13 protein-coding genes are annotated in these 16382 nt (G+C 62.9%); 4 read left to right on the forward strand and 9 right to left on the reverse strand.

All coding sequences use genetic code 11. The annotated features are described in order from the left end of the window. Window position 1 precedes the first annotated feature (1 nt). The gene (locus ACSMXM_RS06875) at window positions 2-1699 is read left to right on the forward strand and encodes an FAD-dependent oxidoreductase (RefSeq protein ID WP_460315160.1); all 1698 of its coding nucleotides are present in this window, start codon (window positions 2-4) and stop codon (window positions 1697-1699) included. Window positions 1700-1746: 47 nt separating this feature from the next. Here the strand turns inward: ACSMXM_RS06875 and ACSMXM_RS06880 are convergent, their stop codons facing one another. Continuing rightward, a complete protein-coding gene (locus tag ACSMXM_RS06880) occupies window positions 1747-2664 on the reverse strand; it encodes an alpha/beta hydrolase (RefSeq protein ID WP_460315162.1) in 918 nt (305 codons plus the stop codon). A 15-nt stretch (window positions 2665-2679) separates the two neighbouring features. On the opposite strand from ACSMXM_RS06880, the gene ACSMXM_RS06885 reads away from it, so the two are divergent. Further along, window positions 2680-3852, forward strand: a complete 1173-nt coding sequence (locus tag ACSMXM_RS06885) for a helix-turn-helix transcriptional regulator (RefSeq protein ID WP_460315164.1) — start codon at window positions 2680-2682, stop codon at window positions 3850-3852. Window positions 3853-3894: 42 nt separating this feature from the next. Here ACSMXM_RS06885 and ACSMXM_RS06890 read toward each other — a convergent pair whose 3' ends face one another. From ACSMXM_RS06890 to ACSMXM_RS06925, 8 genes are all read right to left on the reverse strand, one after another. Beyond that, complete coding sequence (locus tag ACSMXM_RS06890; RefSeq protein ID WP_460315166.1) at window positions 3895-4668, reverse strand: SDR family NAD(P)-dependent oxidoreductase; 774 nt, start codon at window positions 4666-4668, stop codon at window positions 3895-3897. Then, window positions 4665-5813 carry an LLM class flavin-dependent oxidoreductase gene (locus ACSMXM_RS06895; protein WP_460315168.1) on the reverse strand — a complete coding sequence of 383 codons (1149 nt, stop codon included), beginning with the start codon at window positions 5811-5813 and terminating at the stop codon, window positions 4665-4667. The genes ACSMXM_RS06890 and ACSMXM_RS06895 overlap by 4 nt, the downstream gene beginning before the upstream one ends. 106 nt (window positions 5814-5919) lie before the next feature. Further along, on the reverse strand, window positions 5920-7410 hold the full coding sequence (locus ACSMXM_RS06900) for an FAD-dependent oxidoreductase (protein WP_460315170.1): 1491 nt from the start codon (window positions 7408-7410) through the stop codon (window positions 5920-5922). Next, window positions 7407-8444, reverse strand: coding sequence for a 4-hydroxy-2-oxovalerate aldolase (dmpG, locus tag ACSMXM_RS06905; protein WP_460315171.1), 1038 nt, complete (start codon window positions 8442-8444; stop codon window positions 7407-7409). Before dmpG ends, ACSMXM_RS06900 begins: the two co-directional genes overlap by 4 nt. Further along, on the reverse strand, window positions 8441-9385 hold the full coding sequence (locus ACSMXM_RS06910; RefSeq protein ID WP_460315172.1) for an acetaldehyde dehydrogenase (acetylating): 945 nt from the start codon (window positions 9383-9385) through the stop codon (window positions 8441-8443). The genes dmpG and ACSMXM_RS06910 overlap by 4 nt, the downstream gene beginning before the upstream one ends. A gap of 12 nt (window positions 9386-9397) precedes the next feature. Then, on the reverse strand, window positions 9398-10177 hold the full coding sequence (locus tag ACSMXM_RS06915; RefSeq protein WP_460315173.1) for a fumarylacetoacetate hydrolase family protein: 780 nt from the start codon (window positions 10175-10177) through the stop codon (window positions 9398-9400). Continuing rightward, the gene (locus ACSMXM_RS06920; RefSeq protein WP_460315174.1) at window positions 10170-10985 is read right to left on the reverse strand and encodes an alpha/beta fold hydrolase; all 816 of its coding nucleotides are present in this window, start codon (window positions 10983-10985) and stop codon (window positions 10170-10172) included. The genes ACSMXM_RS06915 and ACSMXM_RS06920 overlap by 8 nt, the downstream gene beginning before the upstream one ends. Before the next feature lie 24 nt (window positions 10986-11009). Continuing rightward, complete coding sequence (locus tag ACSMXM_RS06925) at window positions 11010-12218, reverse strand: acyl-CoA dehydrogenase family protein (RefSeq protein WP_460315175.1); 1209 nt, start codon at window positions 12216-12218, stop codon at window positions 11010-11012. 213 nt (window positions 12219-12431) lie between these two features. Here ACSMXM_RS06925 and ACSMXM_RS06930 point away from each other — a divergent pair, with 213 nt between their 5' ends. Both ACSMXM_RS06930 and ACSMXM_RS06935 read left to right on the forward strand, forming a co-directional pair. Then, window positions 12432-14666 (forward strand): TonB-dependent receptor, encoded by a 2235-nt coding sequence (locus ACSMXM_RS06930; protein WP_460315176.1) that lies wholly within the window; start codon window positions 12432-12434, stop codon window positions 14664-14666. 35 nt (window positions 14667-14701) lie between these two features. Beyond that, a complete protein-coding gene (locus ACSMXM_RS06935; RefSeq protein ID WP_460316365.1) occupies window positions 14702-16378 on the forward strand; it encodes an FAD-binding protein in 1677 nt (558 codons plus the stop codon). The last annotated feature ends 4 nt before the right edge of the window (window positions 16379-16382 follow it).

The raw sequence follows: 16382 nt of genomic DNA on the forward strand, positions 1-16382 counted from the left end.
AATGGCATTCGACCGGGAAACAGACGTCCTCGTAGTGGGTTCTGGCGCGGGCGGTCTCGTCGCGGCGCTGCGGGCGGCGAAGGCGGGGGCAGAGGTCCTCGTTGTCGAAAAAGGCGATTTGTGGGGCGGCACATCGGCCACGTCGGGCGGCGGCATATGGATTCCCGGCAGTCATCTGGCAGAGGCTGCGGGACAGGCCGACAATCTCGACGATGCCTTCCATTATGTGCGGCAATTGACGGCCGATAATGTCGATGACGCGCAGATCCGCGCCTTTGTCGAAAATGCGCGCCACATGCTCGCCTGGATCGAGAAGGAGGCGGACATCCAATATGCCGCCCTGCCCTATCCCGATTATTATCCAGAGGTTGAGGGCAGCCGCGAGGGATTCCGCACACACCTGATCCCCGGCCAGATGCACGCCAGCCAGATGAACCGCGCCGCGTTCGACACGATGCAGCGCGCCTCCCCCGCCGCCAGCCTGTGGGGCCGCATCAACTGGAAGCTGGAGGAAACGCATATCGCGCTGTTCCGGCCAAAGGGCTGGTGGAAAACCATCGGCAAGGTGATGGCGGGTTATATGCTGGACATTCCGCAACGGCTGCGCAGCCCGCGCGACCGGCGCCTGACGCTCGGTACCGCGCTTCTGGGCGGCCTGCGCAATGCGCTCGACCAGACCGGTACACAACTATGGCTGGAAAGCCCCATGGTCTCCCTGATCGAGGAGGGCGGAAAGATCGTCGGGGCGGAGGTAAAGCACGAAGGCAAAACCGTCCGCATCGGCGCGCGCAAAGGCGTCATCCTTGCCGCCGGTGGATTCGAACGTAATGCGGAGCTTCGCAAGAAATATCTGAAGGCGGCGAACGACACGCCGGTCGCCAGCGGATCGCAGGTGAATAATGCCGGCGATACGCTGGTTGAGGCCGAACGCCACGGTGCCGCAACGCGCAACATGGATTCCGCCTGGTGGGCGCCGATGTTCCGCGTGCCTGGCGAGGATCGCAGCCGATTGTCGACGGTGGAGCGCGCGCTCCCCTATTCGATCGTCGTCAATCAGGCGGCCAAACGCTACGCGAATGAGGCACTGTCCTATCACCGCTTCGGTGAGGCGATGATGACGGAAAACAAGCCCGGCGCCGCGACGGACCCCAGCTGGCTGATCTTCGATTCGCGCTACCGCGCCAGCTATCCTGCCGGCCCGGTAATCCCGGGAATGCCCGAATCGATGCTGCCGGCCGGTGTGCGAGAAGTGCTGGTAAAGGGATCGACGATCGAGGAGCTCGCGGCGGCTGCAAAACTCGACCCCGCAACGCTGAAGGCTACGGTCGACCGCTTCAACACGATGGTCGCCAATGGCAAGGACGCCGATTTCGGACGCGGCGATGCGGCCTATGACCGGCTTTACGGCGACCCCCGCGTGTCACCGAACCCCAGTCTCGGCAGCATTGGGAAGGCGCCCTTTTACGCCATCCCGCTACACCTGGGCGACATCGGTACGAATGGCGGCCTGGTCACGGACGAACGTGCCCGCGTCCTCCGTGAGGACGGCTCCACGATCCCCGGCCTTTACGCGGTCGGCAATGTCGCCGGCTCTGTCATGGGCTATTCCTATCCCGGTGCCGGCGCGACGCTCGGCCCCGCCATGACGTTCGGCTATCTGGCCGCCGCCGACATTTGCCGGATCAACGCCCGGGATTGATGGGGAGGGGGCAGGCCGCGTTCCAGCGGCCGCCCCCCAACAGGTTGCTATCCCGCCGCCAGCCCCTGGCGCAGCGCCGCCGCCGCCAGGCCGACGGCCTGATCGGCAATGGGCGCCACGCCCGCCATGCTGGCAAACCCGTGAATGCCACCGGCGAAGTCGTGCAGGTTGGTCGGCACGCCCGCTTCGCGCAGCGCAACCGCATAGGCGAAGCCCTCATCGTGCAACGGATCGTGGCCGGCCAGAATGATCGTCGCAGGCGCAACGCCGGACAGGGATTTCGTGCGGATCGGCGCCGCCAGCCCATCGGGCTCTGCATCGCCGACATATTGCTGCCAGAAAAAGCGCATCATATCCGTGTTCAGAAATCCCCCCTCTGGCGCGTTGCGGTAGGAGGCGGTTTCAAAATCGCGGTCGATGACCGGATAGAGCAGGACCTGGCACACGGGCGCGTCGGCTGAACCGGCAAGCGCAATCGATAGCGCCGCCGCCAGGTTCCCGCCCGCACTATCGCCGACCACCGCATAGCTTCCGGCGCGCACGCCAAACTCCTTCGCGCGCGACGGCAGTTCGCGCACCGCCGCCAGACAGTCGTTGAGGGGCGCGGGATACGGATGTTCGGGTGCAAGGCGGTAGGCGAGGGACAGGATCGCGCAACCGCTTTCCCTCGCCAGAACGCGCGCCAGTCCGTCATGCGTGTCCAGCGTGCCGATCACCCAGCCGCCGCCGTGCATCATGACCGCCAGCGACCGTTCCTCGCCCGGCGCGGGGTGATACAGCCGCGCCGCAATGGTCCCTTCCGCTCCCGCGATTGTAACATCGCGCACTTCGCCAACCGGAATCGGCTCGCCCTGAATCGGCATATCCAGTACCGCGCGCATCGATTCCGCCGTCATCGGCTCGGGCAGGGCAAAGCCACTCTCGGCCATCTGGTCAATCACATGCTGCAAAATCGGGTCAATCATTCTAACTCTCCGCTAATGTCCGAACTCTATGCTTCATCAGAACCCGGCGCCGACGCCGTCTATGACAATCTGCCCGCCGTACTGGCGGCGCTGTTTGACAGTCTTATGGACGAGGAACCATGGTCCGCGTTTCTGGATGTTCTGTCGGCTGCCTCGGGCGCGACCTGGGCCACTCTGATCCTGACGCCGGGGGCGGCCGACCGGCCCGGCATCATTTTGACGCCCGGCGCGGACCCCAGCATCGGGCAGGACTATGCCGCACGCCTGTTCGCCGGCGATCCGTTCACGGGCCTGCCAGAGGGCAAAGTCATGCATTTCCGCGACTTCGTTTCTGACGATACGCTGCGCCACAACGCCGCCTATCGCGCCTTCCTGACCGAAACGAGCAGCGATGAAGTCATCGGTGTCGACATAGGGGAGGCGAGCGGCCTGGAACTGCGCCTGCGGCTGACCCGCGATGTCGACCAGCCGCCATTCGACCGCGACGATCATGCGCGTCTGGAATCCCTCGTTCCCCACCTTCGCATCGCGCTGCGCCTCTTCGACCGGCTGGCCGCGGACAAGATGGAACAGCAGATCTATGCGGGCGCGATTGCGCAGATGGCCGTCGGCATGATCATCCTGGATCGAGAGGGGAAGGTGATTCGGCTCAACGCTCGTGCCTCCACCCTCCTCAACGAAGGAGACGGTATTCATCTCAATGGTGATCGTGTCACCTTCGACGTCAGCGCGCATGCGCGGCATTTGCGCGACACGGTAAAGGCCGGCGACCTCGCCGCCCCGGTGACGATCCGCATCGAGCGGCCGTCTGGACGTGGGGACCTGTTGCTTGTCATCGGCGGCGCCAATGCCCCCGATTATGTCATGGCCAGCGGCGGGCCGGCATTCGTCCTCTTTCTGAACGACCCCGTGCATCCGCCCGAAATATCCGCCGACGCCGTACGCGAGACATTGGGGCTGACGCAGGCGGAGGCGGCCACCGCGACTGCCATCGCCAGTGGCGCTTCGCTGGCCAATACGGCCCAGGCGCTCGGCGTTTCCCTGAACACGGTCCGCGCGCATTTGCGGGCGATATTTGCCAAGACCGGGGTGAAGCGACAGTCGCAATTGGTGCATCTGGTGCATCACAGCCTGCCGGGCCTCAGCCGCGGCAGCGCCGCACCGCCAGAGGCTGATAGCGACGCCTGATGCCGAAGCCTGCCTGCAATCGCTCCCCAAGCCCGCAAACCGTCAGGTGGGGAGCGGCGGGAATGACGACAGCAGCGCCGCATCCACCAGTTGCGCCTGTCCATTGACGCCGGCGGCACGCTGGCTCAGCAGGAACAGTGCTACCTCGGCCACGTGCTGCGCGGACAGCCCGCCCCGATAATCGGGATTGCTCAAAGCGTCGGCATTTTCGACCTCGTCCGAACCGGAAAAGTCGTTCATCGGCGTCAGAACCATCCCCGGGCAGATCGCATTGACCCGCAGGTCGCGCGCCGCAAAGGCGGCAGCCGCCGAACGGACGAGCCCGACGACGCCATGCTTCGATGCCGAATAGGCCGCCGCTTCTGCAAAGCCGATCATGCCTGCGGATGAAGAGGTGACGACACAGGCACCGCCGGGGCGAAGTCGCGCCAATGACTGTTGCAGTCCCAGAAACGTCCCGCGCAGGTTCACACCCATCACGCGGTCGAACATGTCGTTGGTGACCTGGTCGAACGGCAAATAGGGCTGCAGCATGCCTGCATTCAGAAAGGCGAGGTCGATGCCGCCAAAGGCCTCCTCGCCCGCCTCGAACATCCGCACATTGTCGGACTCGCTGGCAATGTCGGCACGCACGGCAAGCGCCTTGCCGCCCGCCGCCTCGATCAGAGAGACGGTATGCTGCGCCGATTCCTCGTTCAGGTCGGCCACGATGACGGCATTGCCGTCGGCGGCGAGCCTCTGGCTCGCCGCCCTGCCGATTCCCGATCCGCCTCCCGTGACGAGTGCGACGCGCCTCTCGAACGCGGAGGCGCTCATTCGGCTGCGATCGCTTCTTGATTGCCTTCGCGGAAGTGCGGGATCACCTTTTCGCCGATATTGCGGATCGTCTCCATGATCGTCTCATGCGGGATACCGCCCATCTGGAACAGGAACAGCACCTCGTCCGCGCCGGCTTCACGCAGACGGGTAACATAACGGATGCAATCCTCCGGCGTGCCATAGGCGTCCTGCGCGACGGCATAATTGCTGGTGTGCTCGTCGCCGATCTCGATCTTCTCTTCGGACAGATAGGTGACAATTGCCTCCTTGCTCTGACCCAGCGCGGCTTCCTGCTCCTCGGCGGACAGGTCGACCGGGGTCGGCTTCGGACCGCCCTGATACCAGTGCGCGATGGCCTCTGCGAAGAATCGCTGACCGCGCAGTCCGATACGCCGTGCCTCGTCCCGGTCGTCTAGCACGCAGGCTGCACAGAATGCCGCCAGATGCTCGGTGGGGCGATAACCTACCTGGTCCTCCGCCTTTCGGTTGGCGAATGCTTCGCGATAGATCTTGTTCTTCTTCGCGATCTCTTCCGGACCGGAGAAGCCCAGAACCAGCGCACCAATGCCGCGGCTGCCAGCCAGCGTCAGCGTCGCTTCGCGCGTGCAGGCATAATAAAGCGGCGGATGCGGATTCTGCACCGGCTTCGGATGGATCGGGCGGCGTGGAATCTTGATATATTCCCCGTCATGCTCGATCTCGTCCTCGACCATGATCTTCGGGATCAGGTACATGCTCTCGTCGATCATCGGCTGCAGGTCGGCCAGGTCATAGCCGAAGGTGCCGGCCTCCTGCTGAGTGCCGCCCTTGCCCATGCCGAAATGTACGCGGCCGCCCGAAAGAATATCCAGCGTCGCGATGCGTTCGGCGACCTTTACCGGATGGTTCATCGCCGGCGGCAGGCAGACAACGCCATGGCCGATGCCGATGGTCTTGGTGCGACCGGCGATATAGGCCAGGAATGTTTCCGGCGCGGACATGTGCGCATATTGCGTCAGTGCGGTGTGCTCGACGGCCCAGATGGTGTCAAAACCCACCTCCTCGGCCAGCATGACCTGCTCGACGATCTCCTCAAAGCAGCGAGCCTCGGCCTCGCGCGAGGTGTCCACCATCTGCGCTTCATAGATAATTGAAAATTTCATGTGTCATTCTCCTCACCATCCGGTCTCGTGCCGGTCCGGTCCCACCCTAATGGCCCCCAAGGCCCGCGCATCGTCCGTTTGGACTAGACGGGCGAACACCTCTGGTTCAGGCGATCTGGCGTGCCTTCGTGCCGGCTTTCGCCGCCGCCGCGCTCAGTCCCGCGCGCCGTCCAAAGAACGTGCAATCCGCCAGGCTCATGCCGGAACTATAGCCATGTCCCCATGCCGGCAGGCCCGATGTGCAGCGCCCGGCGGCGAACAGGCCCGGGATCGGCGCGCCGTCCCTGCCCCGCACCTCGCCATCGACGGAGGTGTGAAGGCCGCCCAGCGTGAAAAAGCTGAAATAGGTCGTCGCGAAATTCAACTCCAGCGCCACGAACGGCCCCTTGTCCAGCGGGGTCAATATGGGCGCGCGTTTTCCAAACAGCGGGTCGCGACCTTCGCGGGCATGTTCATTGTAAAGCGACATGGTCGCCGACAGCGTACCGGGCACCATTTCCAGTTCCGCCTCAACCTCTTCCCAGCTGTCGCCGGTTCCTGCGATGGACATTGCGGCCAGGTCGATCGGCTGCAGGAAATGCGCCTGATCCAGCAGCAGATAGACACGGTCGCCCAGCTGATCGACGGCATAGCGGCTGACCCTGCCGTGATAGCAATCCTCGTTGATGAAACGCTGTCCCGCCTGGTTCACGAAAACACCATGCGCGTGCGGTTCCGGCATGGTCCAGGGACAGGTCGTGAAGAACTGCTCCATGTGGATCGCATCGCCGCCGACACTCATCCCCAACAGGATACCTGAGCCATCATCCTTGTCGCCGATGGGCGAGTTGATGCGAAAGGTTTCGGGGCAATAACGCCGCCGCATCTCTTCGCTCATCACGAAGCCGCCAGTTGCCAGCACCACGCCGCTGCGGGCGCGCACATAGCGGTCGACATTGTCGATGCGCATGATCGCACCGACAACGCGGCCATCATCCTCAATCAGGGCGACCGCACGCGCATCGGGGATAACTTCCACACCCAGTTCGCGGGCACGCCGTTCCAATATGTCGACGAACGGGCGGCCCCCGCCCCATCCCATATGCTGGATAACGTGACCGCGCGGCGCCGGCTTTGCGATTTCGCAGAACGGATAGGCCGCTTCGCTGCCGGACCAGATCAGCGTTGAATCGTCGGTCGGCTCGATGACTTTCCCGGGCAGATAATTGCCGCGATACGGAACCCCCTGCGCTTTCAGCCAGTCAAAGTGCTTCAGCGATTCGTGCGCATAAAGATCGCACTTCGCCTCATCCACGCATGGTCCGCCTGCCGCCTTCAGATAGGCGGCGAAATCCTCGGTCTTGTCCTCGAAGCCTGCAGCACGCTGCGCATCGCTGCCGCCGCTGCCGCCGACATAGATTTCTCCCCCCGACAGGCCGGAGGCGCCGCCGCTGCCCGAATTGCGCTCGAACAGCAGCACCTCGGCGCCCGCGCCCGCCGCCTCGATAGAGGCGCAGGCACCGGCGGCGCCAAAGCCGATGATGGCGACATCGGTTTCGTAGTCCCATGCCGGTACTTCATCGGCCGGACAGGGCTTGTGCAGCGAGTAGCCGCTCACGCGGCTTCCTCTCGCGCCTTTACCAGATCGAGCGCCACGTCGACGATCATGTCCTCCTGACCGCCCACCATTCTGCGGCGACCCAGTTCGACCAGGATCGTACGCGTATCGAGACCGTAATCCTCGGCAGCCTTTTCCGCATGCCGCAGGAAGCTGGAATAGACGCCTGCATAGCCCAGCGACAGCGTTTCCCGGTCAACGCGGACGGGCCGGTCCTGCAGCGGCCGCACCAGATCCTCTGCCGCATCCATCAGGGACATCACGTCGCAGCCATGGTCCCAGCCCTTGCGGTCAACGGCGGCGATGAAGACTTCCAGCGGCGCATTACCTGCGCCCGCGCCCATTCCGGCGAGGCTGGCGTCAATGCGCACCGCCCCTTCCTGCGCGGCGACGATGGAATTCGCGACGCCCAGGCCCAGATTATGGTGCGCATGCATGCCGCGCTCCGTCTCGGGCTTCAGGACCTTTTCATAGGCGCGGAACCGTTCGCGTACGCCGTCCATGTCCAGCGCACCGCCACTGTCGGTCACATAGACGCAATGCGCGCCATAGCTTTCCATCAGCACGGCCTGCTGCGCCAGCGCCTCGGCGTCGATCATGTGGCTCATCATCAGGAAGCCGGATACGTCCATGCCCAGATCGCGCGCGATGCCGATATGCTGTTTCGACACGTCTGCTTCCGTGCAATGCGTCGCAACGCGCACGGAGCGCACACCCAGATCATAGGCGCGGCGCAGTTCCTCGACCGTGCCCAGCCCCGGCAGGATCAGCGTCGTCAGAACCGCCTTGTCCAGCACCTCCGCCACGGCTTCCAGCCATTCCCAGTCGGTATGCGCGCCAAACCCATAGTTGAAGCTGGTGCCCGACAGGCCGTCGCCATGCGCGACCTCGATCGCGGCGACCCCTGCCTTATCGAGCGCCTTGGCGATGTCGCGCACATGGTCCAGGCCGTACATATGGCGGATGGCGTGCATGCCGTCGCGCAGCGTAACGTCCTGAATATAAAGCTTCTGGCTGTTCACATCGAAAGTCATGCCGCTACCTTCTTCCCTTCCAGGATCCGCTCCGCCAGCAATTCGCCGGTGGCCTTTGCCGCGGCGGTCATGATGTCCAGATTGCCGGAATAGCTGGGCAGATAATCGCCCGCCCCCTCTACCTCCAGGAATATGGAGGTTTTCAGACCGGTAAATTCGCCCTGCCCCGGAATCTTCAGCGGGTGATTGTCCCCGAACCGCTCAAACTGCACCGCCTGCTTCAGGCGATAGCCGGGAACATATTTCTGCACGCGGGCAACCATCGCCTCCACCGACGCGCGAATGGCATCCTCATCGGCGCCTTCGGACAGGGTAAAGATGGTGTCGCGCATGATCATTGGCGGTTCGGCGGGGTTCAGAATGATGATCGCCTTGCCGCGCGTGGCGCCGCCCACCTGCTCGATGGCGCGTGCCGTGGTACGCGTGAATTCGTCGATATTGGCGCGCGTGCCCGGCCCTGCCGAACGCGACGAAACCGACGCCACGATTTCGGCATAGTGGACGGTCGCAACCTGACTTACCGCAGCCACCATGGGAATTGTCGCCTGACCGCCGCACGTCACCATATTGACGTTCGGCTGGTCTAGGTTCGCCTCCATATTGACCGGCGGAATCGTGAAGGGGCCAATCGCGGCGGGCGTCAGGTCGACGACCTGCTTGCCGTCTGCGCGAAGCACCTCGTCATGCTTCTTGTGCGCCCCGGCGGATGTGGCATCGAATGCGATCGCAATATCCGCATAGCAGGGCAGCTTGCGCAAACCCTCGATGCCCTCATGCGTGGTGGCGACGCCGCGTTCGCGCGCCATCGCCAGCCCCTCGGACTCCGGATCGATGCCTACGACCGCCACCAGTTCCATGTTCTGCGGCGACTTCAACATCTTCATCATCAGGTCGGTGCCGATATTCCCCGAACCGATGATAGCCGCCTTTACCTTAGCCACATTGCGTCTCCTTCATTCGAAGCGGACGGCGCAGGTGCCCACGCCCGCCAGCTCCATTTCAAACAGGTCGCCGGCACGTGCATTTTCCAGCGGCACGAGGCTCCCCGAAAGGATGACATCGCCCGCGTCCAGTGTCACGCCATAAGCGCCGAGCGTATTTGCCAGCCAGGCGACCGCAGCCAGGGGCGATCCCTGCACTGCCGAACCATAGCCCTCGCTCAGCGGCTCGCCGTTCTTGCGCACCGTCACATGCAGTCCGGGCAGGTCCAGGCCGCGCGGATCGACCCGCGCATCGCCCAGCGCAAAGACACCACAAGAGGCATTGTCCGCAACCGTATCGACGATACCGATCTTCCAATCCGCGATGCGGCTGTCGACAATCTCGAAGCACGGCGCGATCGACTCCGTCGCCGCCAGCACGTCCTCATTGGTGACGCCCGGGCCATTCAGCGAATCCTTCAGGATGAAGGCGATCTCCGCCTCCGCACGCGGTTGTATCAGACCATGCTTCTCAATGTTGATCGTCTCGCCATCGATCCACATGCGGTCGGTCAGAAAACCGAAATCCGGCTGGTGAACGCCCAGCATGTCCTGCACGGCCTTCGACGTGACACCGATCTTCTTGCCGACGACCTTTTCGCCGTCCGCGCGGCGCCGCTCCAGCGTGCCCAGTGAAATGGCATAGGCATCGTCGATGGACAGCGACGGGTCCACGGATACCAGCGGCGCAATGGTCGTACCCGAACGCAGCGCCTTATACAGCTTTTCTACCCATTTATCCGTATCAACCATCGATAAATGCCAGACTGTAACGGTTGAACTCCGCCGAGCGTTCGACCTGAACCCAGTGGCCGACCTTGTTGAAAGTCATGAAGCGCACGTCCTCGCACGCATCCAGGAACCGCTGCGCGCCGCTTGCAGGACAGAATTCGTCCTGCAGTCCCCAGAAACCCAGGATGGGCATGTCCAGCTCACCCAGGCGCGGTGCCAGATTGGGGGTCTTCATGCGCGACAGCACATCCTTCGGCTGGGTACGCGCGACCGCATAGCGTTCAGCGACCAGTTCGTCGGTGATGACTGATGGATCGTAGACCAGATTGGATACCAGCTTGCGCTGATCGTCCTCGGTGAAGTCGGGATTGGTGAAATCGCCCACCATCTTGCTGATGCCGGGCATCGCGAAATACACCGGCAATTCCTCAATGCAGCCCGGTGCCATGACCACCATCTTGGTAACGAAACCGGGATGGTCGAACGCAATCTGCATGGCAATGCCGCCGCCCAGCGAATTGCCGACCAGAACGGCGGACTCCACTCCCGCCGCCACCAGCGCCTCGTAGACACTGCTCGCAAACAGATCGAGCGTGTAGTCGACACCTTCCGGCTTCGACGACTCTCCATAGCCAATCAGGTCGGGCAGCAATACGCGATGCCCCGCCGCCGCAAAGGCGTCGACATTGGTACGAAAATTGGACGCGCCGGAAGCGCCGGGGCCGCTTCCGTGCAGGAAGACGATGGGCGTCCCCTCACCCTTTTCCGCGATACTGATCTCATAGCCATTCGCCACGGAATAGCTCTTGCGGCGCAAATCCTGCGTCATTCCATCCTCCACTTTTTCCAAGAATTACAGGAACAGGAAGGAAGGCGGCTCGCCCATCAGCCCGTTCACCAGGTCTGCGGCCATATTGTTTGGATCGTTCGCCACATGGGCGCGCGCCGCATTCAGGTCCAGCCAGGGCTGAACGATCGGGCTCGACATATAGATGGCCCGTCCGCCCAGCAGTGGCAGCAGTTCGTCGACCAGCTCAGCAGAGCGGCGCACGACGGTCGAGGAATGGTAGCGATAGGTCGCGCGCTCATCCAGCGTTAGCTCGTCGCCACGCTCCGCCTTGTCCATCATCGTGTCAAAGCTTGTCGCCAGCATCAATTCCATCTCGGCAACCTGGGCATGCGCGCGCGCAATGGCCGCCATCAATATGGGGTCGGCCTTGGACGCCTTGCCGGTATTCGTGGAAATGCGGCTCTGGGCGATTTCCACCGCTGCCTTTACCGCCGCGTGCGCGCCGCCAAGAGCAGCTGTCGAGACGGAGCGGACGAACACCTGCGCCCATGGCAAGCTATACAGCGGCCCGTCATTCTCCTTCTGACCGGGATTCTGGCACATGAAGCCGTCGCTTGCCTTGTGGGTGCGATAATCCGGAACGAAGGCATTATCCACGACGACATCGTGACTGCCGGTGCCCTGCAGACCGAACGTTTCCCATGTTTCGTCGATCTGATAGTCGGACCGCGGCACCAGGAACGTGCGCATGTCCGGCGGGTTGCCCTCTTCGGTCGGAACCATCGCGCCCAGCAACACCCAGTCGCAATGCTGCGATCCGCTGGAGAAGCCCCAGCGGCCGGACAGACGGAATCCGCCTTCGACATGCTCGACCTTGCCGACCGGCTGGTAGGAGGAGGACACCAGGACGCTATTGTCCTCGCCCCACACATCCTGCTGCGCCTGATCGTGGAACAGCGCCATCTCATAGGGGTGGCAGCCTACGACGCCGTAAACCCAGCCGGTGGACATGCAGCCTTCTGCAAGAAGCTTCTGCACGTCGAAGAAAACATTCGGGTGCATTTCATAGCCACCCCAACGCCGCGGCTGAAGGATGCGGAAGAAACCGGCCTCCTTCATCTCGGCAATGGTCTCTTCAGGAATTTTCCGGTCCGCCAGCGCCTTTGCAGCGCGGGCCTTCAGGGTCGGAATCATTTCGCGTGCGCGTTCCACCAGCTCGTCGCGTGTTGGCTCCGTCGCATCAACCTTTTTCAGCGCCATCCCCATCGTCATTCTCCATTTTTCAGCAGCCGTGCCGGCCCTTCCGCGGCCGATCTCAAACTCACCGAATTCGTAAGATGAGCTAAGGTTTACTACGCAAATCGTCAACCAGCTATCGGCAATTCGCCGATTGCAGAGTGACGGATGAGCGGCTAGGCTCTTTCGTAGTGAATTACCGGGGCGGCGAAAGACCGACGGAATTCCTAGTGAGGGAGGGGAATTAGAATGCAAAAATCTGTCTGGCTTCGCTGTTTTGTCAGCGTCCTGGGGCTAATGGCCGCACCGGCCGTGGCGCAGAATGGTCCACAGTCCTCCCCGTCCGACGAAATTGCCGACGACCGCATCCAGGACATCGTCGTCACCGCTACGCGCATGGGCGAAACCGCGCTTCAGTCCACTCCGATTGCGGTGTCCGTCCTCTCCGGCGAAGATCTCCAGAATCGCGGTGTGCGCGACGTGCAGGATCTCGACACCTATGTCCCCAGCCTGCAGGTTTCTGACCTCTCCGGCTATACGCAGCTTTTCCTGCGCGGCATCGGCTCCAACATCGTGTTCATCGGGTCGGATCCCAGCACGACGATCCATCTGGACGGCGTCTATCTGGCGCGTCCGCTCAGCTATCTCAGCGACTTTCTCGATGTGGAGCGGATTGAGGTTCTGCGCGGTCCGCAGGGAACGCTTTACGGGCGCAACTCCGTCGGCGGCACGATCAACGTCATCTCGCGGCGTCCTTCGTCCACGCTGGAGGGGCAGGTCCAGGCAGGTTACGGCACCTATGACCGCTATGCCCTGCAGGGCTATGTCTCCGGCCCCATCGCCGGCGACATCCGCGCCAGTCTCGCCGCGGATGTATCGGGCCACGATGCCTACAGAGAGAACGTCTCTACCGGCAATGATCTGGAGGACATGAAATCGCGCGGCGTGCGCGGTCAGATCCTGGTTCCGCTTGGCGGCATTGGCGAATGGCTCGTGCGCGCCGACTGGTCGCGTCAGTCGGGCGCATTCGGTGCCTATCCAAAGCTGATCCGGCCGACGGGCAACCCGGTCGATGATGCCATCCTCGGTGATTTCGACAAGGTCTCGATGGACCGGGATAATCACACGGTGCTGGAAAATTACGGCGGCTCCAGCGATCTCAGCTTCGACCTTGGTTCGGGTATCGAATTGCGGTCGCTGACCGGCTACCGCGAATTTCGCGGTTCGATCATTGCCGACGCCGACGCCAGCGCGACTGACATGCTGCTGAACCAGTTGCGCCCGATCCGGCAGCACCAGTTCAGCCAGGAGCTGACGCTGACCGGCGACAGCGACACTCTGAACTGGGTGGTCGGCGGCTATTACTTCAGGGAAAAGAACCGCGAGCCGCTGACGCTCACGCTTTTCCCGTTCGGCGCATCCCACATTCAGCGCCCGGAGCTGAAGGCCAGATCCTATGCCTTCTTCGGCCAGGCCGAATATAATTTCACCCAGCAGCTCTCCGTTGTCGCCGGCCTGCGCTACACGAAAGAGCGGAAACGCTATTTCCTGTCGGACTATTTCACCGCCAGCACCGACACCGACCCGGATGTGGCGGAGGACGGTTTCGTGCTTGCCGGCGTTCCCGGCCTGCCCGACCCCTTCATCGTCGACACCAGCCGGACGGACGATGCGCTGACGCCGAAATTCGGCATCAATTATACGCCGAACGATGATGTGCTTCTGTACGTTTCCGCCACTCGCGGCTTCAAAAGCGGTGGCTATGATTATGGCGCCAGCAATGCCGCCGACGCGTCTGCGGGATATGGCCCGGAAAAACTCTGGTCCTACGAGGCGGGCCTGAAAAGCGATCTGCTCGATCGCCGCCTGCGCCTCAACTTAACGGGCTTCTACTATGATTATACCGACCTGCAGGTGCAAAGTTACGTGCAGATCGGCGCCTCCTTTGGCGCGCGCACTGAAAACGCCGCGACAGCGCGCGTTAAGGGCATTGAGGCAGAGATCGTCGGCCGTCCCGTAAACGGTCTGGAGCTGACAGCCAACATCGCCTACCTCGACGCCAAGTACCGCGACTACCCCGATGCGTTTGTCACAACCTTTGGCAACTTCGATGCGTCGGGCAAGCGGCTGAACAACGCCCCGGAATGGTCGGCGACCCTTGGCGGCAGCTACACGTTCGACCTGGCCGACTCAGGCGAAATCGCCATCGGCGCCGACACCCACGTCCAGTCGGCGGTCTATTTCACCGCGGCCAATGACGGCATTGGCGGCGTCAGCGATTATCCAGAACAGCAGGGCAGTTACGGCACCGTCAATGCGCGCCTCGGCTGGACCAGCGCAGACGGAATCTGGCGCGCGCAGCTGATCGGCACCAATTTGTTCGACCGCGATTATATTGTCGGCACAGCCAATTACACCGCCGCCATCGCTGCCCGGCCCGGCCGTCCGCGCGAAGTGCTGGGCCAGGTCTCGGTGCGGTTCTGACCCCGAACACCAGCCCCCTGGCCGCAGAGCTCGGCCTGTCGGTCGAAGCGCCGCTGACCGTCAACTCCCCGGACGATATCGCCTGGGACGAGACGGCGGATCTGGTGGTGGTCGGTCTCGGCGGCGCGGGTGTCGCCGCGGCGGTAGAGGCGCTCGAGCGCGGCCTCCACGTAATCGCCGTCGACCGCTATGACGGCGGCGGGTCGACCGCGGCCAATGGCGGCGTCTTCTACGCCGGCGGCGGTACCGTCATCCAGCAGCAGGAGGGCGAGGACGACGACCCCGAGGAGATGCTGAAATATCTCCGCATAGAGGCCGGGAACGTCGTGTCGGAGGAGACCCTGCGCCGCTTCGTGGAGGAAAGCCCCGAAACCATCGACTGGATCCTGAAGCACGGTGGCAAGCTAGCGGGCGGCGTCTGGAAGGAGAAATCTAGCTACCCGCCGCTCGACAAGTTCCTCTATCACCCCGATAATTCCTTGGTCGCCAGCTACCGTAAACGCGCAAAGCCGGCGGCGCGCGGGCATCGTGCCTTCGCCCGCAACGGCAAGAAGGCTTGGGGCCTCGGCAAATTCATTACGGAGCCGATGACCCAATCGGCGCTCGCCATGGGGCTGTCCTTCCACCGTTTCAGCGAGGCGCGGCAGTTGATCCGCGACCGCGACGGCCGGATCATCGGCGTGAAAACGCTGTCGATCCCGGAGGGGACTGACGCCGCGCGGCGCTTTGCCAAATATATCTCTCGTGCCAATGTGTTTCTGGCCGCTCTGCCCCCCAGTATTCCCTTCGCGTCGATTACCATCGGCCTCGGCAATCATTACCTGCAAAAAGCCATGGCCATCGAAAGCGAGGCACGGGTGACGCGGCACCTGCGCGCCAGGGAGGGCGTACTGCTAAGTGCGGGCGGCTTCATTATGAACCCCCGCATGGTGCAGCGCTACGCCCCCACCTACTCAAAGGGGATGCCCAACGGCACCTTGGGCGACCAGGGATCAGGTATCGTTCTCGGCATGACGGCGGGGGGCGCGACTGCCCTGATGGACAAGATCAGCGCCTGGCGCTTCATAAATCCACCCAAGGCATGGGCCGACGCAATCGTCGTCAACCGCGCCGGAGAACGTTTTGTCGATGAAACCGTCTATGGTGCCACACTGGGCGAACATATTGGCGATCATCAGGGCGGTATTGCCTGGCTGATCTATGACAAGGCGCTGCGTGAAAAGGCATTCCAGCAGGCGCGCGACCCAAAATTGGTGCCGTTCCAGCGCGATGTCACTTTGCTGAACCTGGCGTTTAACGCACAGAAGGCGCCGACGCTTGCCGCCCTCGCAAAACGGGTGGGTATAGATGCGGAAGGGCTGGAACGGACCGTCACCGCCTATAATCGCGCCGCCGCGGGTGAAATCGCCGATAGTTTCGGCAAGGAACCGGCAGACATGCAACCCATTGCCACCGGCCCTTTTTATGCCATGGACATCTCGATAGAGAGCAAGTTCCTGCCCCTGCCTGTCATAACCTTTGGTGGCCTGACTGTTGCGGAGGACAGTGGCGCGGTGCTCGATTCAGAACGGCAGCCGATCCCCGGTCTTTATGCCGCCGGCCGCACGGCGGTAGGCATTGCCTCGCAAACCTATGTCAGCGGACTGTCGTTCGCCGATTGCATTTTCTCAGGCCGCCGCGCCGCAAGACATGCGGCACGCGCCAATCGTTGAAACC

The organism is Pacificimonas sp. ICDLI1SI03 (genome assembly GCF_054740865.1).